Annotated in this window: 22 protein-coding genes; 7 read left to right on the top strand and 15 right to left on the bottom strand. The window is 67.5% G+C overall.

Annotated features, from left to right (window positions below):
• The first annotated feature begins 86 nt into the window (after positions 1-86).
• Positions 87-1,895 carry a DUF885 domain-containing protein gene (locus AC5P66_RS01890; protein ID WP_099486704.1) on the top strand — a complete coding sequence of 603 codons (1,809 nt, stop codon included), beginning with the start codon at positions 87-89 and terminating at the stop codon, positions 1,893-1,895.
• An 86-nt stretch (positions 1,896-1,981) separates the two neighbouring features.
• Here the strand turns inward: AC5P66_RS01890 and AC5P66_RS01885 are convergent, their stop codons facing one another.
• From AC5P66_RS01885 to AC5P66_RS01870, 4 genes are all read right to left on the bottom strand, one after another.
• Entirely contained in the window at positions 1,982-2,416 is a 435-nt protein-coding gene (locus AC5P66_RS01885) for a hypothetical protein (RefSeq protein ID WP_049441420.1), read from the bottom strand.
• A gap of 152 nt (positions 2,417-2,568) precedes the next feature.
• Positions 2,569-3,828, bottom strand: a complete 1,260-nt coding sequence (gene agp, locus AC5P66_RS01880) for a bifunctional glucose-1-phosphatase/inositol phosphatase (RefSeq protein ID WP_099495083.1) — start codon at positions 3,826-3,828, stop codon at positions 2,569-2,571.
• A gap of 120 nt (positions 3,829-3,948) precedes the next feature.
• On the bottom strand, positions 3,949-5,781 hold the full coding sequence (gene smrA / locus AC5P66_RS01875) for a multidrug efflux ABC transporter SmrA (protein WP_099495084.1): 1,833 nt from the start codon (positions 5,779-5,781) through the stop codon (positions 3,949-3,951).
• A 155-nt stretch (positions 5,782-5,936) separates the two neighbouring features.
• A complete protein-coding gene (locus AC5P66_RS01870) occupies positions 5,937-7,499 on the bottom strand; it encodes a serine hydrolase (protein WP_049441409.1) in 1,563 nt (520 codons plus the stop codon).
• A gap of 110 nt (positions 7,500-7,609) precedes the next feature.
• Between AC5P66_RS01870 and AC5P66_RS01865 the strand changes: the two genes are divergently transcribed.
• Positions 7,610-8,053, top strand: a complete 444-nt coding sequence (locus AC5P66_RS01865; protein ID WP_049441408.1) for a VOC family protein — start codon at positions 7,610-7,612, stop codon at positions 8,051-8,053.
• A complete protein-coding gene (locus AC5P66_RS01860; protein ID WP_099495085.1) occupies positions 8,050-8,922 on the top strand; it encodes a DUF72 domain-containing protein in 873 nt (290 codons plus the stop codon). The genes AC5P66_RS01865 and AC5P66_RS01860 overlap by 4 nt, the downstream gene beginning before the upstream one ends.
• Here the strand turns inward: AC5P66_RS01860 and AC5P66_RS01855 are convergent.
• Positions 8,843-9,457 carry a Pr6Pr family membrane protein gene (locus AC5P66_RS01855; RefSeq protein ID WP_049441404.1) on the bottom strand — a complete coding sequence of 205 codons (615 nt, stop codon included), beginning with the start codon at positions 9,455-9,457 and terminating at the stop codon, positions 8,843-8,845. The two genes, AC5P66_RS01860 and AC5P66_RS01855, sit on opposite strands and share 80 nt — an antisense overlap.
• A gap of 79 nt (positions 9,458-9,536) precedes the next feature.
• On the opposite strand from AC5P66_RS01855, the gene AC5P66_RS01850 reads away from it, so the two are divergent.
• Positions 9,537-10,484: a DMT family transporter gene (locus AC5P66_RS01850; RefSeq protein WP_049417279.1), complete on the top strand. Its 948-nt coding sequence runs from the start codon at positions 9,537-9,539 to the stop codon at positions 10,482-10,484.
• Positions 10,485-10,514: 30 nt separating this feature from the next.
• Here the strand turns inward: AC5P66_RS01850 and AC5P66_RS01845 are convergent, their stop codons facing one another.
• The 6 genes from AC5P66_RS01845 to AC5P66_RS01820 form a co-directional block, all read right to left on the bottom strand.
• Positions 10,515-11,675 carry an AAA family ATPase gene (locus AC5P66_RS01845; RefSeq protein ID WP_099495086.1) on the bottom strand — a complete coding sequence of 387 codons (1,161 nt, stop codon included), beginning with the start codon at positions 11,673-11,675 and terminating at the stop codon, positions 10,515-10,517.
• 117 nt (positions 11,676-11,792) lie between these two features.
• Entirely contained in the window at positions 11,793-12,863 is a 1,071-nt protein-coding gene (locus AC5P66_RS01840) for a sensor domain-containing diguanylate cyclase (RefSeq protein WP_099495087.1), read from the bottom strand.
• A gap of 134 nt (positions 12,864-12,997) precedes the next feature.
• Positions 12,998-13,720: a pseudouridine synthase gene (locus tag AC5P66_RS01835; protein WP_049417285.1), complete on the bottom strand. Its 723-nt coding sequence runs from the start codon at positions 13,718-13,720 to the stop codon at positions 12,998-13,000.
• Positions 13,721-13,754: 34 nt separating this feature from the next.
• A complete protein-coding gene (locus AC5P66_RS01830; RefSeq protein WP_099495088.1) occupies positions 13,755-15,419 on the bottom strand; it encodes a sensor domain-containing diguanylate cyclase in 1,665 nt (554 codons plus the stop codon).
• 109 nt (positions 15,420-15,528) lie between these two features.
• Positions 15,529-17,952, bottom strand: a complete 2,424-nt coding sequence (locus tag AC5P66_RS01825) for a putative bifunctional diguanylate cyclase/phosphodiesterase (RefSeq protein WP_111096456.1) — start codon at positions 17,950-17,952, stop codon at positions 15,529-15,531.
• A gap of 219 nt (positions 17,953-18,171) precedes the next feature.
• A complete protein-coding gene (locus AC5P66_RS01820; RefSeq protein WP_099495089.1) occupies positions 18,172-20,082 on the bottom strand; it encodes a DEAD/DEAH box helicase in 1,911 nt (636 codons plus the stop codon).
• Between the two features lie 268 nt (positions 20,083-20,350).
• Here AC5P66_RS01820 and AC5P66_RS01815 point away from each other — a divergent pair, with 268 nt between their 5' ends.
• A complete protein-coding gene (locus AC5P66_RS01815; RefSeq protein ID WP_014036469.1) occupies positions 20,351-20,572 on the top strand; it encodes an RNA-binding S4 domain-containing protein in 222 nt (73 codons plus the stop codon).
• 11 nt (positions 20,573-20,583) lie between these two features.
• Here AC5P66_RS01815 and ubiM read toward each other — a convergent pair whose 3' ends face one another.
• The 4 genes from ubiM to AC5P66_RS01795 form a co-directional block, all read right to left on the bottom strand.
• A complete protein-coding gene (gene ubiM, locus AC5P66_RS01810) occupies positions 20,584-21,762 on the bottom strand; it encodes a 5-demethoxyubiquinol-8 5-hydroxylase UbiM (RefSeq protein WP_099495090.1) in 1,179 nt (392 codons plus the stop codon).
• A 79-nt stretch (positions 21,763-21,841) separates the two neighbouring features.
• Complete coding sequence (locus AC5P66_RS01805) at positions 21,842-22,231, bottom strand: MAPEG family protein (RefSeq protein ID WP_049441386.1); 390 nt, start codon at positions 22,229-22,231, stop codon at positions 21,842-21,844.
• A gap of 11 nt (positions 22,232-22,242) precedes the next feature.
• Complete coding sequence (locus AC5P66_RS01800; RefSeq protein WP_099495091.1) at positions 22,243-22,788, bottom strand: DUF4019 domain-containing protein; 546 nt, start codon at positions 22,786-22,788, stop codon at positions 22,243-22,245.
• 59 nt (positions 22,789-22,847) lie between these two features.
• A complete protein-coding gene (locus AC5P66_RS01795) occupies positions 22,848-24,011 on the bottom strand; it encodes a COG3904 family protein (RefSeq protein ID WP_049441382.1) in 1,164 nt (387 codons plus the stop codon).
• A 403-nt stretch (positions 24,012-24,414) separates the two neighbouring features.
• Between AC5P66_RS01795 and AC5P66_RS01790 the strand changes: the two genes are divergently transcribed.
• Positions 24,415-25,893 (top strand): DNA-3-methyladenine glycosylase 2, encoded by a 1,479-nt coding sequence (locus AC5P66_RS01790; protein WP_099495092.1) that lies wholly within the window; start codon positions 24,415-24,417, stop codon positions 25,891-25,893.
• Positions 25,890-26,381, top strand: a complete 492-nt coding sequence (locus AC5P66_RS01785; RefSeq protein WP_021202265.1) for a methylated-DNA--[protein]-cysteine S-methyltransferase — start codon at positions 25,890-25,892, stop codon at positions 26,379-26,381. The genes AC5P66_RS01790 and AC5P66_RS01785 overlap by 4 nt, the downstream gene beginning before the upstream one ends.
• Positions 26,382-26,391 lie beyond the last annotated feature (10 nt).

The raw sequence follows: 26,391 nt of genomic DNA, 5'->3' as shown, positions 1-26,391 counted from the left end.
GAATCCGCCCATGGTAATCCTATGGCACGGGGACAAAGCAGCGACGGGGCCCTATGCTCAGGGTTTGACCCCGTACAGGAATGCCGATGCGCCCGCATCTTCTTGCCCTCGCCCTGGTCGCTGCGCTGGCCGGTTGCCAGCCTGCCGACGCCCCGACCAACGCTTCCACCCCGGCCGCCAGCCAGCAGGCCGGTGATGCGGCGGTCGATGCCGCCTTCGCCGATCTGTCCAAGCGCGCCCTGGACACCTGGATGCAGCTGTCGCCGGTCAGCGCCACCCAGATCGGTGACCACCGCTACGACAGCGAACTGGACGACCTGAGCGCCGCCGGCCAGCAGAAGACCGTGGCCGCCTACAAGGCGCTGCTGGGCGAGCTGGACAAGATCGAGGTGGCCAAGCTGGGCCGCGAGAACCAGGTGGACGCGGCGATCCTGCGCAACCAGCTGCAGTCGGAAATCTGGAACGCCGAAGTGCTTCAGTCCGGCAAGTGGGACCCGCAGCTGTACAACGGCATCGCCGGCAGCGCGATCTATGGCCTGATGGCCCGCGAGTTCGCGCCGCTGCCGGAACGCCTGAAGTCGGCGACCGCGCGCATGGAAAAGCTGCCGGCGATCTTCGCCCAGGCACGCGAGAACCTGGATCCGGCCCGCGTTCCGAAGATCCATGCCGAGACGGTGGCCAAGCAGAACAAGGGCATCCTCAGCATCGTCGATACCTTCATCACCCCGCACATCGGCGAACTGCCGCAGGCCGACCAGCAGCGCCTGCAGGCGGCCATCGACGGCCTGAAGAAGGCGGTGGACGAGCAGCAGACCTGGCTGGACAAGACCCTGGTGCCGAACGCCAAGGGCGACTTCCGCATCGGTGCGGAAAAGTACGACCAGAAGCTGAAGTTCGCGCTCAGCTCCTCGCTGTCGCGCCAGGAGATCGGTGACCGTGCGCGCGCCGAACTCAAGCGTGTGCGCGAGGACATGTACGGCATCGCGCAGACCGTGCTGAAGGACAAGCCGGGTGCGCCGGAGATGCCGGCCCAGCCGACCGACGAGCAGCAGCAGAAGGCGATCGAAGCTGCGCTGGAGCTGGCCTACGCCGACAAGCCGGCACGCGACAAGGTGGTCGACGATGCCAAGGCCGCACTGGAGCAGTCCACCGCGTTCGTGCGCGAGCACGATCTGATGACCCTGCCCGACGCGCCGGTGGACATCATCCTGATGCCGGAATTCCAGCGTGGCGTGGCCGTGGCCTACTGCGATTCGCCGGGTCCGCTGGACAAGAACCTGAAGACCTTCTACGCCGTGTCGCCGATTCCGGACGACTGGAACGACAAGCAGGTCGACTCGTTCCTGCGTGAATACAACTCGCGCATGATCCACCTGCTGAGCATCCACGAAGGCACCCCGGGCCATTACCTGGAAGGCTGGCACTCGGCCAAGTTCCCCTCCACCCTGCGTGCGGTGCTGCGTTCGGGCCTGTTCGCCGAAGGCTGGGCGGTCTACACCGAGCGCATGATGCAGGAGCAGGGTTACCTCAACAACGACCCGCTGTTCCACCTGGTGCAGCTGAAGTTCTACCTGCGCACGATCTCCAACGCGATCCTCGACCAGGGCGTGCACGTGGACAACTGGGATCGCGAGAAGGCGATGCACCTGATGACCCACGACGCGTTCCAGCAGGAAAGCGAAGCGGCCGGCAAGTGGGTGCGCGCGCAGCTGACCTCGGCGCAGCTGCCGACCTACTTCGTCGGTGCGCAGGAACACTTCGACACCCGCAAGGCGGTGCAGGAGAAGCTGGGCGACAAGTTCAACCTGAAGGCGTACCACGACCAGGTACTGTCCTACGGCGCACCGCCGGTGCGTTTCGCACGCCAGCTGATGCTGGACCAGCCGATCGAGTGATCGGGGTGGTGTAAGTTGGAAACGGAACGGCCCGGGCAAACCCGGGCCGTTTCTGCAGGCCGCCCCGAAATGACGGAACGGAGAACTCAGACGACCACTGCTGAGTAGACTCGAGCGGCGAGATCATGCGCGACGCCCATATTGACCAGTGCAAAATCAGACTCGTCTTCCCCACCGGTCTTTTTGACAATCTCCTGCAACTGGTACCTGCGCTCATACGAGGCCAGCACATCGCCAACGTCACCCTTCGAACGGGCAGCACAGACGATCACCTTGCATCCTGCCTGTGCAAGTTGGTCGATCAGACCATCCACGGTTCCGGAAACATCACCGCGGTTGAAAATTCCGATCTTGCATCCATTGATCTGAACCATTGCACTGAAGTCGAGCTTGTGGCCAATAGCCTCAAACGAAATCAATCGCGTGGCAGAGTGCGCAGCCAGCAGTCGGTAAAACATGAGAAGCGTCGAGCTCTTTCCCGAGTTGCTGGCGCCACGAAGCGCGATCAGCTGTTTTTTCATTTTCCAAGTCCATTTTCAGGGTTGAAGTAATGCTGCCGGAACCTGGCAGCGAGCACACACATCATGCCGCCGAGTTGCACCGGATTCAGCGGCATTGAATGGCGGCAATCCAAGTGTCGGCACCCGCCTTGGTTCACGGGACTCTGCGGTCTTCAGACACCATCGACAGCCCTTTTGCCATCTCCGCTGAAAGCCCTCACTTTAGCTCCAAGTAGTTGCCTAAACTGCGCTTCAGTGCACCCAGTCTTCGCACACCCTTGCGGCACCAGCGTCGCCCGTACCGGCGGCTGCATTTCACTCAGTGGCACCGCGTCACGCAACTGCTCCTTGGTGGGATAGACATATACCAGCCGGTAGTGCGCCCTCCCGCTGTGCCCACGCCAGCGTTCGAACTGCAGCAGGCCACCGATCGGTGTCTTCTCGTACTGCCCCGGCAGGCTGTAGTCGCTGATTCCCAACGCCGCCAGCACGGAACCGATGTTGGAATCGTGACCGACCAGCAGGGTCACCTTCGGCGACGCCGGGTCGTCGAACAACGTATTCACTCTTGTCAGTAGCGGAGCGGCCACATCACGCGCCACCTCGGGCGTTCCGAACAGGATGTCCTGGTAGCGGTTGCGGATCTGCGCCAGCGCCTGCCATTGCGCCTCGGTGGTCAACCGGCCCCAGCCTTCGCGGGGGATGCCACTGCCCTGGTAGTGCTCCATCAACAAGGCATCGACCAGCCCGCTGGCCAGCGCCAGTGATCCGGACGCGCGTGGTTCCTTGCCCGGTTCCGTACTGAAGGTGGTATCGGCCAGCGCCAGATGGCAGTTGCCGTGCCCCTTGCATGCCGCCGACTGCGGATAGCGGGTGATCTCCTCCACCACGGACAAAGCCGGTGCCAGGTCCACTGCGGCCAGCGCTCGCCGCATTGACTCCAGCGCGCGCGTGCGGAATGCCGCGTCGTCGCGGCGGATCACCGGGTCGAACAGCGGATCCATCGTCCCCAGCGGCATGCGCTGTTCGACCGAAACATGGCAGCCCGGGAAAGCACCGGCAACGAAGAACTGCGCGGTAGCCTGGGTACGCTGCAGGCTGTTGGCATGGGCGTGGAAGTCAGCCTGCTGCGGGCAACCCGACGCCGGCAACAATTGCGCCTGGCGCAGCCACTGGCCGATGTAGCGCCCCATGTAGGCCTCCAGCACGCCGCCCTTGGTGGTCAGCTCGCCTGCGCCTACGTCCCAGCCTGGCCAGCGCTCCGGAGTGGCATTGGCCAGCGCGCCGGCGCCCACCACCGGCGCGCGCAGGTTGTGACGGCTGAGCAGGACGACCTGCTCGAGCTGGTCGTCCGCAACGGGTGCGGCCATCGCCGTCGCAGTGCTCATGCCCAGCACGAGCGCCAACAGCAGAGAGCGTAGGGGGCGGATCATGCAGGTCTCCAGAAGCACGTCGGGGTCAGAGCCCTTTCCTGCGGAAAGGAATCCGACCCCAAGGGATACTTGGCTGGAGGCGGACCCATCTCGCAGAGAGCGCTCTGCCCCCGAAAGCAATCATTGATCGGCAGCAACAAATCCCCCGGTCTGACGCGCCCACAAGCGCGCGTACAGGCCACCGGCGGCGATCAGTTCGGCATGGCTGCCGGTCTCGACGATGCGGCCCTGGTCCATCACCACCAGCCGGTCCATGCGCGCGATGGTCGACAGCCGGTGCGCGATCGCGATCACCGTCTTGCCGCCCATCAGCTCATCCAGGCTGTCCTGGATCGCCGCTTCCACTTCCGAGTCCAGCGCCGAGGTCGCTTCGTCCAGCACCAGGATCGGGGCGTCCTTCAGCAGCACGCGGGCAATGGCGATGCGCTGGCGCTGGCCGCCGGAGAGTTTCACGCCACGCTCGCCGACATGCGCGTCGTAGCCGCGACGCCCCTGCCCGTCCGCCAGCGTGTCGATGAAGGCTCCGGCACGCGCCTTGGCCACGGCAGCGCGCAACTGCTCCTCGGTTGCGTCTGGACGGCCATACAACAGGTTGTCGCGGATCGAGCGATGCAGCAGCGAGGTGTCCTGGGTGACCACGCCGATCTGCTGGCGCAGGCTTTCCTGGGTAACGTGGGCAATGTCCTGACCATCGATCAGGATGCGGCCGCTTTCCAGGTCGTACAGGCGCAGCAGCACGTTGACCAGGGTCGACTTGCCGGCGCCGGAGGGGCCGACCAGGCCGATCTTCTCGCCCGGCTTCACCACCAGGTCCAGGCCTGCGATCACGCCACCCTTCTTGCCGTAGTGGAAGTGGATGTCCTGGAAATGCACGCCGCCACGGGTCACCTGCAACGGCACTGCATCCTCGCGGTCCTGCACGGTCAGCGGCTGGGCGATGGTGGTGATGCCATCCTGCACCGTGCCGATGTCCTCGAAGATGCCGTTGATGGTCCACATGATCCAGCCGGACATGTTGTGGATGCGGATCACCAGGCCGGTCGCCAGCGTTATCGCACCGACGGTGATGTGCCCGCCATTCCACAGCCACAGCGCCAGCCCACAGGTACCGGCGATCAGGAAACCGTTGACGATGGCGATGGTCAGGTCCATGCCGGTGGTCACCCGGGTCTGCGCGCGGTGCTTGACCGCCAGTTCCTGGATCGACTCGGCCACGTAGGCCTGCTCGCGCCCGCCATGGGCGAACAGCTTCAGCGTGGGAATGTTGGTGTAGCCGTCGACGATGCGACCCATCGCCTTGGAGCGCGCTTCGGACGCAATCCAGGCCCGTTCCTTCGCGCGCGGCACGAAGTAGACCATGATCACCGCATAGGCCAGCAGCCACAGGACCAGTGGCACCATCAACCGCCAGTCCGCCTGCGCGAACAGGTACAGCGCCGTGCCGGTATAGACCACGATGTACCAGAGCGAATCGACCATCTGCACCGCTGACTCGCGCAGCGAGGTACCGGTCTGCATGACCCGGTTGGCGACGCTGCCGGCGAAGTCGTTCTGGAAGAAGCTCAGGCTCTGCCGCACCACGTAGTTGTGCATCAGCCAGCGCGAGCGGTTGCTCAGGCCGGGCACGATGGCCTGGTTGACCAGCAGGTTGTGCAGGCCCACCAGGATCGGCCGCGCGATGACCGTGATGAACAGCATCCAGCCCAGTTCATTGGCATGGCGCTTGAAGAAATCGGCACCGGGCTGCTCGGCGACCATGTCGACGATGCGGCCCAGGTAATCGAACATGGCCACTTCCACCAGCGCCAGCAGCAGGCCGGCGATCAGGGTCGCCAGCAGCACCGGCCAGACCGGGCGCAGGTAGTGCAGGTAGAACGGCAGCACCTTGCGCGGCGGCATGCGCCCGTCCACGGGCGGGAACACCGGGATCAGGGATTCAAACCAACGGAACATCGCATTCCCTCGCCATCAATAGCCGGCGGAGTATCCCACGCCGGATGTGTACGCCGGCCGACGATGCCGCGGCGCCGGTAGTGCCGGGCGCTGGCCGGCAACCTCGCGACGTTTCCAGGGATCATGAGGTTGCCGGCCAGCGGCCGGCACTACCCTCATTCTTTGACCGGGGTGAACAGCAGGTCCTGGAAATCGAAACTGAAATCGGTCAGATCGGAAATCGGCTGCATGCGCACCTCGCGCACCTTGCCATCCGGGTCCAGGCTGAAGTTCACGAACGCATCGGCGTTGAGCGAACGGTCGTCCCAGCGCACGATGAAGGTGTCATGCTGCCAGTGCTCCAGGCGCCCGCTCAGCTGCGCGGTCTTCGCAAAGCGCAGGCGCAGGCCCTTGCCCTCGGCGCTGATCTGCATGTCGCCATACCAGCGGTCACGGAAGCTGCCGGTGTAGCCGGCCAGCGCCAGCGATGGCCGGCTGCCCTTGTCGCGTGCGCTCTGGTGCTTGGCCCAGGCCTCGTCGGCCTTGTCCTGGCCCTTGGCCACGGCCTTGGCATAGGCGTCCACCCAATCGTGCTTTTCTCCGCCCAGGTAAGCGTCAAGCACGCTCAGGGTGATCGCATTGAACGCCGCGCCCACTTCCTGGTTGGTCAGCACCACCACGCCCAGCTTCTCGCCCGGCACCAGTGTCAACCGCGAGACCATGCCCGGCCAGCCACCGGTATGCCAGACCAGTTTCCGGCCACGGTAGTCGCTCAGGCTCCAGCCTTCGCCATAGCCGGCGAAGTTGGCCCGCGCCGGTGCCAGCTCCGGCACGCTCGGTGCCGGGATCGACTGCGGGGTGATCATCCGCCACATCTGCTGCTGGCTCTTCTCGCTGAACAACGGCGTGCCGTCGGCCAGCTTGCCTTCGGCCAGCTGCACCTGCATCCAGCGCGCCATGTCGTGCGCGCTGGAATAGATGCCACCGGCGCCGGCATTGTTCGACCAGGTCAGTGGTGCGACGGTGCGCAGGTCCTTGAAATCGTACTTGGCGTGGCCGACCGCCGCCTTGTCACCTGGCTTCAGGTGGTCGGCGTTGTAGCGCGTGCCGGCCATCCCCACCTTGTCGAAGATGCGCGTCTGCAGGAACTGCTGGTAGCTCATGCCGGACACGCGTTCGATCACCTGTTGGGCGACCGCGTACAGGATGTTGTCGTACGCATAGCTCTCGCGGAAGCCGCCCTTCAGCGGCACCCTGCCCAGTCGCTCCACGACTTCGGCGTTGCTGTAGGAGGTGGCCGGCCAGAACAGCAGGTCACCGGCGCCCAGGCTCAGCCCGCTGCGATGCGACAGCAGGTCGCGGATCGTCATCTGCCCGGTCACAAACGGATCGGACATGCGGAACGACGGCAGGTGGTCGATCACCCTGTCATCCATCTTCAGCTTGCCGTCCTCGGCCAGCAGGTTCAGCGAGGTGGCGGTGAACGCCTTGGTATTGGAAGCGATGGCAAACAGGGTGTCGGCCTGCACCGGCTCCGGCTTGCCCTGCTCGCGCACGCCCCAGCCACGTTCCAGCACCACCTGGCCATCCTTGACCACGGCCACGGCGATGCCGGGCACGTCGAACTGCGTGCGCACGCGCTCGACGGTCGCATCCAGGTCCTGCAGCTGCTGCGGGGTCGCCGCATTGGCCATGGTCGTGCACGCCAGCAGCACGGCTCCTCCGATCCAGGTTTTCATCCAGCACCATCTCCGAACAGGGGTAGCGGCCATGTGCAGGCCGTCACCGGGGTTTCGCAGGATGGTAACGGTCGCCGATGCACCCTGCCCCGTGCCATAGGAGGGGTGTCATGGGCGGGAACGGCCAACCAAGCAACGGCTCCACCATCATTCCGTGCCTGCGCTACCGCGACGCGCTGGCCGCCATCGACTGGCTGCAGCGGGCCTTCGGCTTCCATGCCCAGGCCGTGTATGCCGATGGCGATACGGTCTTCCATGCGCAGCTGACCTTCGGCAACGGCATGATCATGCTCGGTTCGGCCAACAACCAGAGCGCGTGGAGCGAACACGCGGTTCTGCCCGGAGAAGTCGGCGGCCGCCAGACCCAGAGTGCCTGCGTGATCGTCACCGATGTCGATGCGCACCATGCGCGGGCCAAGGCGGCTGGAGCGCGCATCGTCATCGACATTGCCGACCAGGACTACGGTGGCCGCGGCTACGCCTGTGCCGATCCTGAAGGCTACCTGTGGTGGTTCGGCAGCTACGACCCCTGGCGCGAGGACCACAGCCAGTGACCGCTGCCGGCCGGATGGCGATCCGCTGCGGTATCGGCGGCTGGGTGTTTCCCGAGTGGCGCGGCGGCATGTTCTATCCGGTGGGACTGCCGCAGCGCGAGGAACTGGCCCATGCCAGCCGCGCCCTGCGCTGCATCGAGATCAACGGCACCTTCTACCGCACGCCCACTGCGGCCCAGTGCGCGCAGTGGGCCGCGCAGACGCCGGAAGGCTTCCGTTTCTCGATGAAGGCGCCACGCTACCTGGTGCAGCGCCGCGACCTGTCCAGCACCGTGGAAGCGGCCACGCCGTTCCTGCAGGCGGCACTTGCACTCGGTGACCGGCTCGGCCCGCTGCTGTGGCAGTTCGATCCGCACCATCCGGCCGACGCCGATGCATTGGAAGCGCTGATGGCGCAGCTGCCGAAGCAGCTCGAGGGCGTGCCGTTGCAGCACGCTCTGGAAGTGCGCAACGCAAAGGCACATGGACCGGCTCTGGTCGCCGCCGCGCGCCGCCACGGCGTGGCACTGGTGATCGAGGACAGCGACGAGGCGCCATTGCATGGCGATGTCAGTGCTGGCTTCGTCTACGCGCGGATCAAGCGCAGCCAGGCCCGCTTGAACGAGGGCCTGCCTGCGTCCGTCCAGCAGCGCTGGGCTGAACGCGCACGACGCTGGTCACGCGGCGAGCCGGTGGACGACCTGCCCTGCCTGGCCGGGCCCGCCCCGGAGACCCCGCGCGAGGTCTACCTGCTGTGCATCGGTGCCGGCAAGGCCCGCAATCCGGCGGCAGCGATGGCCCTGCAGCGCCTCATCGACGGCGCCAGCGGTCCAGCCCCCACAGCAGGGTCCAGCCCACCACGAACACGCCCGCAACGCGCAGCACGTTGAGCAGGAAGGCCGCCAGGCCCAGGCGTTGCAGTTCGAGGAATGGATACGGCGCCTGTCCGGTCATTGCAGCGACCAGCATCGCCCAGCCGAGGTAGACCAGTGGTACCAGCAGCACGCCGCCCAGCGCGTGCCAGCGCAGCGCCCCATGCGGCAGCAGCCACCACCACCCGAGCAGGTACAGCGCCGGCACAGCGTAGTGCAGGCCGGCATCGACCCACCATTGCAGCCCGGTGGGCTGCCACAGCCCCTGCAACGCCAGCACGTAGATGCACGCGGTCACCCCGATGCACAACCCGATCACCGCGGCGACAGTGGTGTTCAGCACACCCGCACGGATCAGCCTGACGCATCCCAGGCACACCGCCAGGTTGCTGAGAATCGTGAAGTAACCAACGAAGCGCAGCGTCGCCATGCCGACCCCGGCAGCCGCCCCGGGGCCGCGTAGCAACAACAGGTATTGCAGCAGCAGCGAGGTGGCGGCCACCAGTGCAGTCAGGGCTGCCCATGCACGCAGGGCGGAGCGGTTGGCAGCCATTGCAGGGTTCCCTTGGGGGGTTTCCGCGAGCATGCCACAGTCATCGCCGACAGCCGCGCGATTGCCTCACAATAGGCCGATGAGCACACCCGATACCCGCAAAGCGCTGTGGCAGATCCATTTCTGTGTCCTGCTGTGGGGCATCACGGCCATCCTCGGCAAGCTGATCACCCTGCCCGCACTGCCGCTGGTGTGGTGGCGCATGCTGTTGGTGACGGCGATGCTGGCCCTGCTGCCGCGGGTCTGGCGCGGGTTGCGCACCCTGCCCCCGCGGCTGGTCGCCGGCTACGCCGGCATCGGCGCGCTGGTCGCCCTGCACTGGCTGACGTTCTACGGCGCGGTGAAGCTGGCCAATGCCTCGGTGGCTGCCACCTGCATCGCACTGGCACCGGTGTTCACCTCGATCATCGAGCCGTGGGTGGCCAAGCGGCCGTTCCAGCTGCGTGAGCTGGCGTTCGGCCTGGCGGTGCTGCCGGGTGTTGCGCTGGTGGTCGGTGGCGTGCCCGATGGCATGCGCCTGGGTGTGTTGATCGGCGCGATCTCGGCGCTGCTGGTGGCGGTGTTCGGTTCGCTCAACAAGCGCATGGTCAGCCATGCCGATCCGCTCACGGTCACCGCGCTGGAGCTGGGTGCCGGCGCGCTCACCCTGACCCTGCTGGCGCCGCTGATGCCCTACCTGCTGCCGGCGCTGGCCAGCCCGCTGTGGGTGGTCCCGAATCTGCACGACGGGATCCTGCTGCTGGTGCTGGCCGGGTTCTGCACGCTGCTGCCGTTCGCCCTGGCCCTGGTCGCGCTGCGCCACCTGAGTGCCTACACGGTGCAGCTGGTGACCAACCTGGAGCCGGTCTATGCGGTGGTACTGGCGGTGGTGCTGCTGCGCGAGCAGCACGAAGTCACCCCGTGGTTCTACTTGGGCGTGGCGATCATCGTCGGCGCGGTGTTCCTGCATCCGCTGCTGAACCGCCGCAAGCCGGTGCAGCATCCGGAAATCCTTGGCACGGCCGAAGCGCGCAACATCGCCGATTGAGTGCATCCACGCATGGCGTGGATGGCCGCATCAACGCTGCGGCCAATGCCAGGCCGGCGCATCCAGCAGGCCCTGCCCGCTCAACAGCGTGCGGCCCTGTTCCTTGTACAGATGCAGCGAATGGCACCCTGGCGCCTGTTCCAGCGCCGCGATCAGCCGGCTGGCGTGCGACACCACCCATACCTGGCTGCGCGCACTGGCTGCGATGATCAGCCGCGCCAGCGCCGGCAGCAGGTCCGGATGCAGGCTGGTCTCCGGTTCGTTGAGCACCATCAGCGGCGGTGGGCGTGGCGTGTGCAGCGCCGCCGCCAGCAGCAGGAAGCGCAGCGTGCCGTCGGAGAGCTCGGCCATCGACAATGGCCGCAGCAACCCGGGTTGGTGAAAGCGCAGCGCCAGGCGTCCATCCAGCTCCTCGAAACCGACCGTGGCGCCCGGGAACGCGTCTTCGACGCTGCGTGCCAACGCAACCGGGTCACCGATCTCGAGGATGGTCACCCAGGCCGCCGCCAGGTCCCTGCCATCGTGATGCAGCACCGGCGTGCGCGTGGTCATCGCCGGTTGCCGCGCCGGGGCATCGCCATCGCTGCGGAAATGGTCGTAGAAGCGCCAGCATCGGATGTACTCACGCAGCGTGATCGTTTCGGGCATGCGCTGCGGATCGCCGACCTGGGTGAACAGGCTGTCGAACAGCGACAACCGGTCATCCACCAGATCCCAACCGCGCGCATGGCGCTGCCGCACCATCGCCCCGCGACGATCGACCAGCAGGTTGGCGCTGCGCAGGAACGGCCCCGCCCAAATCGCCTCGGCCTTGATCTGCGGATCCAGCGCAAACGCCGAACGGCTCGGCGGCGGGTAGCCGAGATCGACGGCATAGCCCAATTCTTCGGTAGTGAAGCCCAGCTTCAGCCCCACCGACGCCTGCCGGAGCCCGCCCTGCAGCGGAATCCCGCCAGCCGCAACCCTGCGATCGATGGATTCGGGACCTGCCCACAGCGCCGAACCCAGCCCTCCTTCGCGGGCCAGCACCGCCGCGACGCCACCCTGAGCAGTCTCGGCCAGCAGGCGCAGCGCGCGGTAGAGGCTGGACTTGCCACTGCCGTTGTCACCGGTCACCACATTCAACTGCTGCAGCGGCAGTACCAGCCCATGCAGCGAGCGATAGTGGGCGATGGCCAGGGTCTGCAACATGGTCGGCGTCCGGGAAAACAGGGCGTCATGCTGCCCGCTTTTGATCGCAGGAGCTGCGACGCGATGTGAATCGGGAAGAGCATCCACGCACGGCGTGGATCTACCGGGCGGGGCGCTTCAGCCCGCCACTTCCACCCTGTTGCGGCCATTGCCCTTGGCCCGGTACAGCGCCTTGTCGGCACGTGCCAGCGTGTCGTCCACGCTTTCACCGGGCTGGTGCTGGGCGATGCCGATACTGATCGTGACCGGGAAGCCCAGTGGCAGGTCGGCCACGGCCAGGCGCAGGAACTCGCACTGAAGTTCGGCGGTGCGCAGGTCGGTTGCGGGCATCACTGCCACGAACTCCTCGCCGCCATAACGCGCCGCCATGCCACGGCCGGCAAAGTGCGAACGCAGCAGTGCGCCCAGTTCGGCCAGCACGCGGTCGCCGGTAGCGTGGCCCTGGAAGTCGTTGATGTGCTTGAAATGATCGATATCCAGCAGCGCGACGCAGGCCTCAGCGGGCTGATCCCCGGTCGCCGCCACGGCCTCGTCCAGCGCCGCAGCCATCGCGCGGCGGTTCGGCAGGCCGGTCAGCGCATCGGTGCGGCTCTGCTCGGCCAGGTCGGCGTTCTGCGCCAGCAGCACGTCGTGGTACTCCGACAGCAGGCGCTCGTAATCATCGCGTTCCAGCATGTGGTTCTGGATGTCCAGCGCGAAACGGCGCAATTCCATCACCAGCATCACCTGCCGCGACAGTGCGGCCAGCGCCTCGGCCTTGTCGCTGGCCAGGTGCTGCGGCTGTGCGTCGAACACGCACAGCGTACCCAGCGGCAAGCCGTCGGAGCTGATCAGCGGCGCGCCGGCATAGAAGCGGATGTGCGGATCGCCGACCACCACCGGATTGTCGTGGAAGCGCACATCCTGCAGCGCATCCTCGACCACCATGATCTGCTGCGGCTGCAGGATGGCATGGCCACACATCGATTCGCTGCGCAGGTTTTCCGCCGCATCGATGCCCTGGATCGACTTGAACCATTGCCGTTCGACATCGATCAGGGTCACCGCCGCCATCGAGGTGCCGCAGACCGCCTTGGCGATCACCACCAGGTCGTCGAAGGATTTTTCACGCTCCGAATCGAGGATGCGGTAGCGATACAGCGCCTCGAGCCGAAGGGCTTCGTTGGCGGGCTTGTCGGGCTTGATCATGCAACGTCACGTTCCGGCAGGTCACCGCGAAGTCTAGCGGATGCCGGTGCGCAATCCGCATGGCGGGTCGTGCCGGCCGTTGGCCGGCATCCCGGATACATCGCGCGCCCATTGCAGCCGGCCAGCGGCCGGCACTACCAGTCCAGCTGCTTCGGCAGCAGGCCCTGCAGCTCCTGCTCGGTCAGGTTGCGCCACTGGCCCGGCTTCAGCGCGCCAATCTTGATGTTGTCGATGCGCACGCGGCGCAGCTGGGTAACGCGATAGCCGAACTCGGCGGCCATCAGGCGGATCTGCCGGTTCAGGCCCTGCTGCAGGGTGATGCGGAAACCGAACTTGGCGATGCGCGTGGTCTTGCACGGCAGCGTCATCTGGTCGTGGATGCGCACGCCCCGGGCCATGCCGCGCAGGAACTCATCGGTGACCGGCTTGTTGACCGCCACCAGATACTCCTTCTGGTGGCCGTTCTCGGCACGCAGGATCTGGTTGACGATGTCGCCGTTGCTGGTCATCAGGATCAGGCCTTCGGAGTCCTTGTCGAGGCGGCCGATCGGGAAGATGCGCTGTTCATGGCCGACGAAGTCGACGATGTTGCCCTTGACCGACGTCTCGGTGGTGCAGGTGACGCCGACCGGCTTGTTCAGCGCGATGTAGACGTGGCGGCGGGCGCCGGGCTTGCGGGCCACGCGCGCGCGCAGCGGCTGGCCGTCCACCAGCACCTGGTCTTCCTCGCCCACCACCGCGCCGGTGCCGGCCGGATGGCCGTTGACGGTGACCCGGCGGGCGGCGATCAGGCGATCGGCCTCGCGGCGGGAGCAGAAGCCGGTGTCGGCGATGTGTTTGTTGAGTCGGGTGGTCATCGCCCTATTATCCGGCATCGCCGCCCGCCGCGCTTCATGCCAGGCCGGGTGGATCGAGTTCTTCGCCGTCGAACACCCGGTTGCGGCCGGCACGTTTGGCCACGTACATGGCATGGTCGGCCCGGCGCAGCAGCGCGGCGAGGTCGTCCTCGCCCGGCCGCCACTGCGCCAGGCCGATGCTGGCGGTGACCTCCAGGCCGGGCACCTGCAGCGCCCGGGCCGCTTCCGTGATGTGCTGGCGCAGGCGATCCAGGCGCGCCGACGCCGCCTCCCGCGGCATGCCCGGCATCAGCAGCAGGAACTCTTCGCCACCCATCCGCACCACCTGGTCCTGGCTGCGTACCGCGGCACGCAATGCGCGTGCCACCGCCACCAGCACCTGGTCCCCCACGGCGTGGCCATGGCGGTCATTGATGTCCTTGAACAGATCGATATCGAGGAAGCCGATCACCAGCGGGCCACGCTCGCGGTCAACCCGCTCAAGGTGGCGGGCCAGCTGCTGCAGGCCGGCACGGCGGTTGGGCAGGCCGGTCAGGCCATCGGTCTCGGCCAGCTGGCGCAGTTCATCGCGCTGCTGGCGCAGGCGGCCCAGCCGCTGGTTCAGTGCGTAGGCTGCCATCATCAGCAGCCAGGTCACCGCCAGCTGCAGGGCCTCCACGCGGTATTCCAGCAACCACGCCGCGCGGCAGGCGTCGGCCAGGATCAACACCAGCATCGGCGCCAGCGCCGCCAGCCCCGCCTGCGCCCAGCGGTCACCGCGCAGCCGCGCCCACACCCCGACCATCAACGCCAGGCCACAGCCCAGCAGATAGGACACCTGCAGGCCCTGCGCCACCCAGGCCAGGCTGTCCCATGGCAGCCAGGGCACCAGTGCAGCCAACACCAGCAATCCCCAAAGCGCCAGCAGCTGGAACGGACGCGAACGCGGCAACAGGCGATCACCGCCATTCAGCCGCCACAGCGCCGGCAGCACCAGGGCCTGCGTGGCCGCAGTCAACGCCAGCAGCCACCAGGCACCGCGCTCGCCCACCGGCAGCCAGGGTTCCGGATAGCCGCTGAGGCCACCGAGGATGGCCTGCCACAGCACCAGTACGGTGGTACCGGCGATGTAGACCAGGGAACTGCGGTCGCGGGTGGTGAGGAAGGCCATCAGTGCCGACAACGCCAGTGCGATCGCCACGGCGATGCAGGCCGCGCGCACCAGCAGGCGGGCGGTATCGTTCTGCTGCACGGGACTGGGCGCACCCAGCCGAAGGGTGGGTACCCAGCGCGCCTTCAACGGCGTCTGCCACGACACCAGGAAGGGATCGTGACTGCCCGCTGGCGGCACCGCCACCAGCCCGACGCCCGCGCGGAAGCGTGAGTCTCGGGTACGGGCATCGTGCATGTTGCCGCAGATCTCGCGATCGCCATACTGCACGCGGACTTCGCCAGCGAACACATTGAACACGTCCAGGGCCTGCGGTTGCCCCGACCAGCCGCCCGGCGGCGCAGGCACCTGCACCTGCTGCCGGTGACCGGCCAGCATGCCCGGCGTGCATGCGCGATGTGGAGTGGGTTCATCGGTGGCTGCGCCGACCAGCAGGTAATCGCGGCCGGCTTCGGCGGCGGCGGCCCACAGTGGCCACGGCGTTGCCAACCACACCAGCAGCACGACCAGCACCGCCCCTGTTCCGTACTGCCACTGCCTGCCGCCCACGCCACGTCCTGTTCCTGCTTACGCCCGCGCCCACTGCGCGTCGCCCCTGGCGCGCATTATCGCAGCCGCGGCTGCAACGCATGTGTAGACCAAAGTCGCCGCAGAGCATTCAGCCTGCGGCGGGAGGACCTTTCACGGCCACCAGGCGCACCGGCCGCAGGTCGGCCAGGGTCATCCGTTCCAGTGGCTGCGGTCGCTCGACCGCATAGCCCTGCAGGCCCTGCACCCCAAGCCGGGTCAGCGCGGCGGCGACTTCGGCGGTCTCCACCCATTCGGCCACCACCTCCATCTGCAGCTCGCGCCCCAGTTCACTGATCGCGCGCACGGTGGCGTGGCTGACCGGATCGGTATCCATGTCGCGCACGAAGGCCCCGTCGATCTTCAGGATGTCGGCCGGCAGCTGGCGCAGGTAGCCGAACGAGGACAGCCCGGAGCCGAAATCGTCCAGCGCCATCCGGCAGCCGCGCGCCTTCACCGCATCGATGAACGCGCGCGCCTGGCTGAGGTTGCTGATCGCGGCGGTCTCGGTGATCTCGAAGCACAGCTTGGAGGCCAGCGCGCGATTGCGCTCCAGCAGGTCGCAGACGAAGGCGAGGAAGCCGGGCTCGGCGATCGACTGCGCCGACACGTTGACGTTGCACAGTCCCAGCTGCCGCACATGCGCCGGGCATACCTGCAGGTGCCGGAACAGCAGGCCGAGCACGTGCCGGTCCAGCGCCACGGCCATGCCATAGCGCTCCACCGCCGGCATGAACTGGCCCGGCAGGTGCAGGCTGCCATCGCTGCCGCGCATGCGCACCAGCACCTCGTAGTGCAGGTAGCTGGGATCGCCGACGCGTGCGATACGCTGCGCGTACAGCACCATGCGGTTCTCGGCCATGGCCAGGCTGACGCCCTGCAGCCGCTCGGCTTCCCGGCGCCGTTCCTCCAGCGCCATGCGGTTCTCGTTGAAGCAGTGCACGCGGTTGCGCCCGGCCTGCTTGGCCGCATAGCAGGCACTGTCGGCGGCGCTCATCAACCAGTTCACATCCGGTGCATCGGCGCTGACCTCGACCACGCCGATGCTGCAGCTCAACTGCGGGCTGCCCTCGCTCACCGGGAACGTCGCCTGCCCCAGATTGCGGATCACCCGCTGCAGCACGCGCTTGGCCTCGTCCTGCCCGGCATGGGCGAGGAACACCGCGAACTCGTCCGCACCCAGCCGGCCCACCCAGTCACCATCGCGCACCGCCGCCACCAGGTAATCGGCGAAGCTGCGCAACATCTGGTCGCCGGCGGCATGGCCGAAGCTGTCATTGACCAGCTTGAAATGGTCCAGGTTGATGTAGCACAGCGCGTGCGTGCCACCTTCGCTGCGCACCTGCAGCAGCGCGCGTTCCAGCAGGCGTTCGATCTCGCGCCGGTTGATCAGGCCGGTCAGCGGGTCGTGGCTGGCGTGGTGCTCGATCTCGCGCGCCAGTGCATGGTTCTGGCTCACGTCTTCGATGATCGCGAACACCGACAGGCCGCCGCCGGCGCTGCGCACACCGGTGCCGCTCCAGCGGCCCCAGACCAGGCTGCCATCACGACGGCGGAAGCGCAGTTCGCTCGGGCGCAGCTGGCGGTCCCAATCGATGCGCCCCACCCCGTCAATGACCAGCTCGCCGTCCATCAGCAGGTCAGCCAGCGACAGCTGCAGCAGCACGTCGCGGCGATGATCGAGGATGTCGGCCATCGCCTGGTTGGCCTCGATCACCTTGCCTTCGGTATCGAGCTTGAGCATACCGACGTTGGCCTGGTAGAACGCTGCGCGGAAGCGGCTCTCGTGTTCGGTCAGGTCCTCGCCGACGCGGCGCGCCAGGGCCACCGCCATCAGGCTGATCGCCAGCACCGACAGGCCCGCGACCATCAACGTGGCCAGCCTCACCAGCGTCGCCATCCGCAGTAGCGCCTGCGAGAACGCCTGGCTCTGCACCTGCATCCGGCGGTCGAGATCACGCAGTTGCTGCAGGTACTGGTCACGCGTGGCCGCCGGCAAGGGGCCACCCTCGTGCCGCCGCTGCAACTCATCGACCAGGCGCTGCAGCGCCATCAGGTCCCCGTCGGTCTGCCGCCATAACGCGGTCGCTTCGCGGAAGGCACCGATATCGCGCGCGTAGCGGAACGAAAACACCAGGCGCGGAATGTCGGCGTGCGCGTTGCCCCCCTGCAGGAAGCCCTGCCGGGCCTTCTCTTCGTCAGGCTCCGCCTGTTCCAGCGCCAACCGCGCCTGCAGATCGCCCAACGGCACCTGCAGAGCCCGGCGTGCGTCGTCCAGATCCTGGCCATTGCCGCGCGCCAGGTAGCGGCTGAGCGCGGCGGTCGTATCCTGCTGACCACGCGACCAGTATCCCTGGCCGGCGATCCAGGCGGTGGAGGCCGCCTGCAGTTCCTGGATCAACGCCGACAGTGCGACCAGTCCGATCGCCATGCCGGTCAACAACGCGAATCGCAGTCCCAGCCCCCGGGTCATCGGCACCCGCCGGCTCTTTTGGTCCGTGCCACTCCTACCCATCCCGGATCCCCCCGAATGTGCCGCGGTGACAACCTCCTTTGGAACCGGCCCAGCCTATGACCGGCAATGTGTTGACCATGCGAAAAAGGGGACGGAGGGGATTAAGTCGTTTTCGGCATAAGCGCATGGCCTGCCATATACGACTTAATCCCCTCCGTCCCCTTTTTCCTGTACGCCAGCCCGGGGGCTGGCGTTGCTCTGGACGGCTGCGGGTGCGGCTTAGAAGCTGCGCGGGCCGCGCGGCTTGAAGCCATCACGACGTGGCGGGCGGCTGTCGCGGTCACCGCCGCGGTCGCCCCCATGGCCACCCGGACCACCCGGGCCGCCACGACGCGGGCCACCCGGGCCGCCCGGACCACGCTTGTCGAAGCGCGGCTTGAACGGGCGCGGGGCCGGGTTGGTGTCTTCACCCGGAGCCAGCGCACGCATCTGCAGCTGCTGGCCGGACACCCACACCTTCTGCAGGTGCGACAGCACGTCCGGCGGCATCTGTGCCGGCAGGTCCAGCAGCGAGAAGTCGTCGTGGATGTCGATGCGGCCGATGAAACGGCTTTCCAGGCCGGCTTCGTTGGCGATGGCGCCGACGATGTTGGCCGGCTTCACGCCATGCTGGTGACCGACCGAAATACGGTAGGTCTCCATGCCCTGCTCCGGTGCACCACGCGGCGGAACCTCACGGCGCGGACGCTGCTCGAAACCACCTTCGGCGTCGTCACGGCGCGGGCCACGCTCGAAGCGCGGACCCCGCTCGTTGCGGTCGAAGCGCTCGCGCGGCGCGCGCTCTTCACGCGGGGCACGCACCGGCGGCTGCAGCAGGAACGGGGTATCGCCCTGCAGCATCCTGGCCAGCGCGGCGGCGATCTCGATGGCCGGCACGTTCTGCTCGTTCTCGAAGCGCTCCAGCAGCTGGCGGTAGAAGTCCAGGCCGCCGGCGCCGAGGGTTTCGCTGATGCGCGAGGTGAACTTGTTGATGCGGGTGTCGTTGACCGCTTCCACGCTCGGCAGCTGCATCTCTTCGATCGGCTGGCGGGTGGCGCGCTCGATCTGGCGCAGCATACCCTTCTCGCGCGGGGTGGCGAACAGGATCGCCTCGCCGCTGCGGCCGGCACGACCGGTACGGCCGATGCGGTGCACGTAGCTTTCGGTGTCGTACGGGATGTCGTAGTTCAGCACGTGGCTGATGCGCTCCACGTCCAGGCCGCGCGCGGCCACGTCGGTGGCGACCAGGATGTCCAGCTTGCCTTCCTTCAGCATGGCGATGGTGCGCTCGCGCTGGGCCTGCTGCATGTCACCGTTGATGGCGGCAGCGGCCAGGCCACGCGCCTGCAGCTTGCTGGCCAGTTCTTCGGTGCCGGCCTTGGTGCGCGCGAAGATGATCATCGCGTCGAACGGCTCGACTTCCAGGATGCGGGTCAGCGCGTCCAGCTTGTGCATGCCGCTCACCCACCAGTAGCGCTGGCGGATGTTGGCCGAGGTGGTGGTCTTGGCCGCGATGGTCACTTCCACCGGGTCCTGCAGGTAGGTCTGAGCGATGCGGCGGATCTGCGGCGGCATGGTCGCCGAGAACAGGGCCACCTGGCGCTGCTCCGGCAGCTTCTTCAGCACGGCTTCGACATCGTCGATGAAGCCCATGCGCAGCATTTCATCGGCTTCGTCCAGCACCAGGGTCTTCAGCTCGGACAGGTCCAGGGTGCTGCGGTCCAGGTGATCGATCACGCGGCCGGGAGTACCGACCACGATGTGCACGCCACGGCGCAGGGCCGACAGCTGCTGGCCGTACGGCTGGCCGCCGTACACCGGCAGCACGCGGAAACCCGGGATCTTCGACGAATAGGACTGGAACGCCTCGGCAACCTGGATGGCCAGTTCGCGGGTCGGCGCCAGGATCAGGGCCTGGGGCTTGATCTGCTGCAGGTCGATGTTGGACAGTACCGGCAGTGCGAACGCAGCGGTCTTGCCGGTACCGGTCTGGGCCTGGCCCAGCACGTCGCGGCCTTCCAGCATCGCCGGGATGGTGGCGGCCTGGATCGGCGACGGGGTTTCGTAGCCGATGGCGGTGACCGCCTGCATCACGGGCTCGGACAGGCCGAGCTGCGCGAACTGCAGCGGCGCTTGGGAATCTTGGGACATGGGGAACTCCGAAGGCACTGCCGTCTTCCTGGCAGTGCGATAAAAAGGGTGATGGTCCGCGCTTTGGGCGCCCTTCTTATCGCGTGCCCTGGCGCTGCTCGGTCGGAGGAGATTTCACTCGCTCAGAGCGGAATGATACCGCATTGATCCTGAACGAGGCGTACAGCTTTCCATGCGCGTGCCGTCGTGCCCCGTGCTGGCGCACAATACGTGCCCGCTCCCCGGCCCGGCCGCTGGCCTGCGCCCTCTTTCCAGGACCCCTCGCTCCATGCAGATTCTCGAATTCGACCTCGACGGCGACTACGTCGAACTCAAGCAGCTGCTGAAGCTAGCCGACCTGGTCACCAGCGGCGGCGAGGCCAAGATGGTCATCAGCGAGGGCCAGGTGCGGGTCGACGGTGAGGTCGAACTGCGCAAGGCCTGCAAGATCCGCGCAGGCCAGGTGGTCGAGTTCGCCGACAGCCAGATCCGCGTGCTGGCCGCTGGCTGATCCGAGAATGTTCAGGCTACGCGCTGGGTCAGGTGCGAGGCAATCAGCTGCCTGAACGGTGCCACGGCCTGCGCCACGCGCAGGCCCGCGGCCCGCAGCAGGCGTGCCGGGCGACGATCGTCGGTGTACAGGCTGGCGATCGCGTTGGTGGCCTCGTACAGCGGCCGAGACGCAAACCGATGACCGCGTTGGTAGCTGGCCAGCATGCCGGCGGCGGCGATGTCGGCACCGCGCCGCTGCTGCGCGACGATGCCCTGTGCCAGCCGCTGCGCACTGGCCAGTCCCAGGTTGAAGCCATGCGCGGTGACCGGATGCATGCCCACCGCCGCATCGCCGATCAGCGCCGAACGCTCGCCGACGAAGCGGTGCGCGTACACCCCCACCAGCGGATACGCCTGCGGCGTGGCCACCGGCTGCATGCGGCCCAGGCGATGCTCGAAGCAGGCACTGATGGCCTCGCCGAAAGCCACCTCGTCCATCGCCAGCAATTCTTCGATCTGCCGCGGCGGCAGCGTGATCACCGCCGATGCCTGGCCCTCGTTGAGCGGCAGCAGCGCCATGGTGCGGCCGTAGCCGAACCATTCCCAGGCCGTGTGGCGATGGTCGCGCTCGACCTGCATGCGGCATACCAGCATCGACTTGCCGAAGTCGCGCATCTGCGCACCGATGCCGAGCATGCGGCGGGTGGCGGAGAAGCGGCTGTCAGCCGCGACCAGCAGGCGCGCGTGCAGTTGACTGCCGTCATCGAGTCTGACCACGTGGCCCTGCGCATCGGCCTGCACGCCCAGCACCTTGCGCCCATCGAACAGCTCCAGCCCATCCTGGCCCTGCACGGCATCCCAGGCGGCGCGGCGGATCAGATGGTTGGGCACCAGCCAGCCCAGCGGCTGACCATCGGCCTGGCTGCTGGCAAAGGTCAGCGCGAACGGCGAGCCGCCGTTCATCACCCTGGCATCGCGCAGCTCGGCGACTTCGGCCTGCGGCAGGCGCTGCCACAGCCCCAGTTGCTCCATGCTCTGCCGCGAGGCATGGGTCAACGCGATCTCGCGGCCATCAAAGGCGGCGTCGGCCAGGGCCTGGCGCGGCTGAACTTCGACCAGCCCGACCTGCAGGCCACTGCCGGCCAGCGCACGCGCGAAGCACAGGCCCGCCGGTCCGGCGCCGACCACCACCACGTCCATCCTGCGCATGCGCGCCTCCTGCCGTTGATTCAGTCCGGGCCAGCATAGCGCCGCGCGCATGACTGGCCTTGATCTGGATCAGGCCCGGCTACAGCAGTGCGAACACCAGCGCCAGGATCGACAGCAGCGATACGAGCCAGACCAGGCTGCGCACGTAGGGCACGCCTGCGGCATACAGCGGCAGGTAGACCACGCGCGCCCAGAAGTAGGCCTGCGCAGCCAGCGCCGTGGTGTCGTTGCTGCGCCCGGCCACGACCACTGCGATCGCGGCGGCGGCAAAGAACGGGAAGGTTTCCAGGAAGTTGGCCTGCGCACGCTGCAGGCGACCGGCCAGCGCGCTGAGCGGCTTTGCATCGCCATCCCGTGCCGAGGCATTCCACTTCATCCCGCGCTCGCGGGTGACCACGGTGGAGGTGGCGAAGATGTAGACGAAGCCCAGCACGATCGACCAGGCCAGCATTGTCAGCTCAGTTGCCATCGTTCATCTCCTCAGGGTGCCGACGCGCGCAGGCTGTAACCGGCCAGGCGCCAGACCTGGTCTTCGTCGAAGCGGAACGAGACCAGCTCGCGCACCGGCTGCGCGCTGTTGGCGAAACGGGTCGGGAAGCTGACGTTGATGTACAGCCCTTCCGGCACTGCGGCGCCAGGGCTGTACTTGACCCGGGTGATGGTCGGCTGGCCACGCCCGGCCAGCGCACCCAGGCGCGTACGCTCGGCGGCCAACTGGCTGACGAAGGTGGCCTTCGGCACCGCACGGCGCGCGACCGCCGAAGCGCCATCCCACAATTCTTCGGCGCGGTTGGCATCGACCAGCTGCGCCGCCTTCAACGCAGCCGCGCCCATTTCCGCGTCCTGTTTCTGCACCTGGGCCTGCTGTGCAGCGGTCAACGCCTGGATACCGGCAGTGGCGGGCTTCGCGGCCGCCGGCGATGCCGGGGCCGGGCGTGCCGGAGCCGGTGCAGGCGTGGCCGGCGCAGGCGCCTGCGCCAATGCAGTCAGGGGCAGCAGGGACAGCAGCAGGAGCACGCGCTTCATGGACACCGCCGGTTCTCGAGGAAAGGACCGCAGTCTACGCCAGCGCGGTGAGCGGTTCGTCAGCGCGCGGGGGCGTTGCCTTCCACCGCCGCCGCATCGGCCTGCGCGGCCGGGGTGCCGGTCTCTGCCGGCGCCTGTTCGGCCACCGGCGGCGGCTCCGGCGGCGCTGGTGGCAGCGTCGCCACATCGATCTCCGACAGCGGGCTTTCGTCGGGGCACACCGCGTCCGGGAAGCCGAAGCGCTGCTTCAACGCCTGGCCACAGCTGTTGATCGACTCCATGTCGGCGCCTTCGCGCTTGCACTGCTGGTCGAAGGCGACCAGGAAGGCGTCCTTGCGCTGCACGAAATCGTCGCCGCAGGCACGCATCTGCTTGATCCGTTCCAGATCGTCCTGCACCGCATTGGTGCCATCCAGGCCGTACTGGCGCAGTTCGTCCGGGGTCAGCAGGCGCAGGCTGCGGTTGGGCACGGTCATCATCAGATCGGCCACACCGACCGCCACGCCGTTGCGTTGCAGGTAGTCCTTCACATTGTCGTAGACCTCGTGCAGCTCGCGGTTGAGCTCGGCGCGCGAGGTGGCCTTGGAACTGATGCGCATCATGCGGTGGATGCCGACCTTGCCCGACAGCAGGCGGTTGTCGCCGGCGGCCAGCACGAACACGCAGGCGCTGTGGCAGATCGAGCCTTCGCGGACCCAGATGGTCCAGCCCGACTCACCGATGCTGTCGCCGGCCACGATCGCCGACTCCACCTGCCCGCCGCTGGAATCCAGGTCAAGGATGCGCTTGTGGATCTTCTGCTGGTCGGCCACCACCGCCAGACGCCACATCATCTCGGCGAAGCCCGGATTGATCTTGCCGGCGTAGCGCACGCGCATCAGGCCACGCTCGGCGCACGGCGCCAGGGCCTGGGTGATCTGCTCGCGCTGCAGGCCTTCCAGTTCGACACCGTCGCCGGCATCGCCCGCATATTCCGTGCTGCAGCTGACCCAGGCACGTCCGTTCTCCAGCTGCGCCTGCGGCCACGGCCGATCCTCCCGGCTGCGCGGCGGCGCCGGCGGCGGCGGTGCGTCAGCCGCATTGATCGACACCATGTTCTCGCCATCGCTGGACGGCGCCCGCGACGCCTTGTCGGCGGCAGTCACGTTGCCCGTATTTTCCAGCTGGCTGCAGCCCGCCAGGGCCAGGCACAACAGGGGCAACCAGCGGAATTTGGCGGACATCGGGCAACCGGATTTCAAGAGAACAAGGGCCACAGTCTACCCGTCCAGCGCGCGCATTCAGCGCGTGGCACTGAACCCCTTCTGACCCTTGGAAAAAGCGTGTCGACCAAGGTCGACACCCACCAACAGCAGCGCAGAACGCCCGCAAGACAGGTCGCAGGAACCTCTCGAAGGCGGGGTGGGTCCGGTTGCAGGGGCGTGAGCGCCATGGATGGCGCGACCGAGCTTACATGGACGTACTTGCAGCGTCCCCTGCAACCGGACCCACCCCGCCCTCCCCCAGGAAGCCCGCTGTTGTTGCTCTGGCCTCGGCGGGTGCAGGGCGCAGCCCTGCCCAACCCCCTTCAGTATCCATGTCCGAATGTGGCGAGTATCGCCGTCGCCAGAGGCCTAGACTGGCGCCATGGACTCCCCCCTCGCCCTCGACACCGCCGCCTGCGACCGCGCCCGCCTGGCCCGCGACGCACGCTTCGACGGCGTGTTCTTCACTGCCGTGCGCAGCACCGGCATCTATTGCCGCCCGGTGTGCCCGGCACCGCCGCCGAAGCCGCGCAACATCACCTACTTCCCGACTGCCGCGGCCGCCGCGGCGGCCGGTTACCGTCCCTGCCTGCGCTGCCGCCCGGAATTGGCACCGCAGGCGCAGCAGGCACTGGCCGGACAGACCGTGCAGCGCGCACTGGCGCTGATCCAGGGAGGCTTCCTGCAGGAGCAGCCGGTGGCCGATCTTGCAACGAAGCTCGGCCTCAGCGCGCGCCAACTGCAGCGCCTGTTCGTCGAACATCTCGGCGCGACGCCCGGGCAGATCCACGCAACCCATCGCCTGTTGCTGGCCAAACAGTTGCTGACCGAAACCACGCTGGCGGTGACCGACGTCGCGCTGGCTGCCGGCTACAACAGCCTGCGCCGCTTCAATACCGCGTTCCTGCAGGGCTGTGGGATGGCGCCGACCGCCCTGCGCCGCCAGCATCAACCGTTGGCTGCAGATGATGGCGGCCTGGTGCTGCGCCTGGGCTACCGTCCGCCACTGGACTTCCCACGCATGCTTGCGTTCCTGCGCAAACGCAGCCTGCCCGGCATCGAACTGATCGGCGAAGACAGCTACCAGCGCGTACTGGGCACGCCGGAGCGCCCCACCCTGCTGCGCGTCACCGCCGATTCGAAGCGGCCGGAACTGCGCCTGCAACTGGGCGCGGTGGATCCGCGCCTGATCCCCGACATCGTGCGCCGCGTGCGTCGGGTGTTTGATCTGGATGCCGACCTGCAACAGGTGCACGCCGCACTTGGTGAGGAACCCTTGCTGGCGCGCGGCATCGCCGAGCGCCCGGGGCTGCGCGTGCCCGGCGGCTGGGATGGTTTCGAAGTGGGCGTGCGCGCCGTGCTCGGCCAGCAGGTTACTGTTGCCGCCGCCACCACCTTCGCGCGGCGGCTGGTCGATGCCTATGGCGCACACCTGCCGGGCATGCCATCGGAATTCGATCGCCAGTTCCCCGCGCCCGAGGTACTGGCCGAGGCGCCGCTGGAATCGATCGGCCTGCCGCGCAGCCGCGCCGCTACCGTGCGCGCACTGGCCGCCGCCTGCGCCAGCGGCCAGCTCGACTTCGGGCCCGGCCAGGCCTTGGAGGAATTCGTTGCGCGCTGCGTGGCACTGCCCGGCATCGGCCCCTGGACCGCGCAGTACATCGCCCTGCGCGGGCTCGGCCAGCCCGATGCCTTCCCCGCCGGCGACCTGGTGCTGCAACAGGTGCTCGGCCACGCCCAGGGCCAGCGCCTGAGCGAACGTGCGACCGAAGCGCGCTCGCAACCATGGCGCCCCTGGCGCGCCTACGCCGTGCTGCACCTGTGGCACCTGTCCGGCACGTTCGTTGGAGAACCGACATGACCCTGTTGTTCGATCGTTTCGACAGCCCGATCGGCGTATTGACCATCGCCGGTGATGAGCGTGGCCTGTCACATGTGCTTTTCCCCGAGAACCGCCATCCGGCACGCGGGCGCGATGACTGGCACTACGCACCGGATGCGCTGCCGGAAGCGCGCGAACAGCTGCTGCAGTTCCTGCACGGCGAGCGCAGCAGCTTCGACCTTGTGCTGGCACCACGAGGCACGCCTTTCCAGCTGCGCGTGTGGCAGGCGCTGGCGTTGATTCCGTTCGGCCAGACCTGGAGCTATCTGCAGTTGGCGCAGCACCTGGGCCAGCCCAGCGCGACCCGCGCGGTGGGCGCGGCCAATGGCCGCAATCCATTGCCGATCATCCTGCCCTGCCACCGCGTGATCGGCAGCAACGGTGCGCTGACCGGCTTCGGTGGCGGCCTGGAAACCAAGGCGGCGCTGCTGCGGCTGGAACAACGCCAGGCCCCGCTGTTCGCCTGAGAGGGCCGGC

Source organism: Stenotrophomonas sp. YJH_SMC_122, assembly GCF_059369535.1.
Note: the sequence above shows the minus strand (reverse complement) of the source record. Positions and strands in the feature narration are given on the sequence as shown.

Coding starts and splice junctions, on each gene's coding strand:
- AC5P66_RS01850 (WP_049417279.1), top strand. CDS start 9,537: ATGAGCACACCCGATACCCGCAAAGCGCTGTGGCAGATCCATTTCTGT.
- AC5P66_RS01800 (WP_099495091.1), bottom strand. CDS start 22,788: ATGAAGCGCGTGCTCCTGCTGCTGTCCCTGCTGCCCCTGACTGCATTG.
- AC5P66_RS01890 (WP_099486704.1), top strand. CDS start 87: ATGCGCCCGCATCTTCTTGCCCTCGCCCTGGTCGCTGCGCTGGCCGGT.
- AC5P66_RS01795 (WP_049441382.1), bottom strand. CDS start 24,011: ATGTCCGCCAAATTCCGCTGGTTGCCCCTGTTGTGCCTGGCCCTGGCG.
- AC5P66_RS01820 (WP_099495089.1), bottom strand. CDS start 20,082: ATGTCCCAAGATTCCCAAGCGCCGCTGCAGTTCGCGCAGCTCGGCCTG.
- AC5P66_RS01815 (WP_014036469.1), top strand. CDS start 20,351: ATGCAGATTCTCGAATTCGACCTCGACGGCGACTACGTCGAACTCAAG.
- agp (WP_099495083.1), bottom strand. CDS start 3,828: ATGATCCGCCCCCTACGCTCTCTGCTGTTGGCGCTCGTGCTGGGCATG.
- AC5P66_RS01845 (WP_099495086.1), bottom strand. CDS start 11,675: ATGTTGCAGACCCTGGCCATCGCCCACTATCGCTCGCTGCATGGGCTG.
- AC5P66_RS01785 (WP_021202265.1), top strand. CDS start 25,890: ATGACCCTGTTGTTCGATCGTTTCGACAGCCCGATCGGCGTATTGACC.
- AC5P66_RS01885 (WP_049441420.1), bottom strand. CDS start 2,416: ATGAAAAAACAGCTGATCGCGCTTCGTGGCGCCAGCAACTCGGGAAAG.
- AC5P66_RS01805 (WP_049441386.1), bottom strand. CDS start 22,231: ATGGCAACTGAGCTGACAATGCTGGCCTGGTCGATCGTGCTGGGCTTC.
- AC5P66_RS01825 (WP_111096456.1), bottom strand. CDS start 17,952: ATGGGTAGGAGTGGCACGGACCAAAAGAGCCGGCGGGTGCCGATGACC.
- AC5P66_RS01855 (WP_049441404.1), bottom strand. CDS start 9,457: ATGGCTGCCAACCGCTCCGCCCTGCGTGCATGGGCAGCCCTGACTGCA.
- AC5P66_RS01870 (WP_049441409.1), bottom strand. CDS start 7,499: ATGAAAACCTGGATCGGAGGAGCCGTGCTGCTGGCGTGCACGACCATG.
- AC5P66_RS01790 (WP_099495092.1), top strand. CDS start 24,415: ATGGACTCCCCCCTCGCCCTCGACACCGCCGCCTGCGACCGCGCCCGC.
- ubiM (WP_099495090.1), bottom strand. CDS start 21,762: ATGCGCAGGATGGACGTGGTGGTGGTCGGCGCCGGACCGGCGGGCCTG.
- AC5P66_RS01835 (WP_049417285.1), bottom strand. CDS start 13,720: ATGACCACCCGACTCAACAAACACATCGCCGACACCGGCTTCTGCTCC.
- AC5P66_RS01840 (WP_099495087.1), bottom strand. CDS start 12,863: ATGATCAAGCCCGACAAGCCCGCCAACGAAGCCCTTCGGCTCGAGGCG.
- AC5P66_RS01865 (WP_049441408.1), top strand. CDS start 7,610: ATGGGCGGGAACGGCCAACCAAGCAACGGCTCCACCATCATTCCGTGC.
- smrA (WP_099495084.1), bottom strand. CDS start 5,781: ATGTTCCGTTGGTTTGAATCCCTGATCCCGGTGTTCCCGCCCGTGGAC.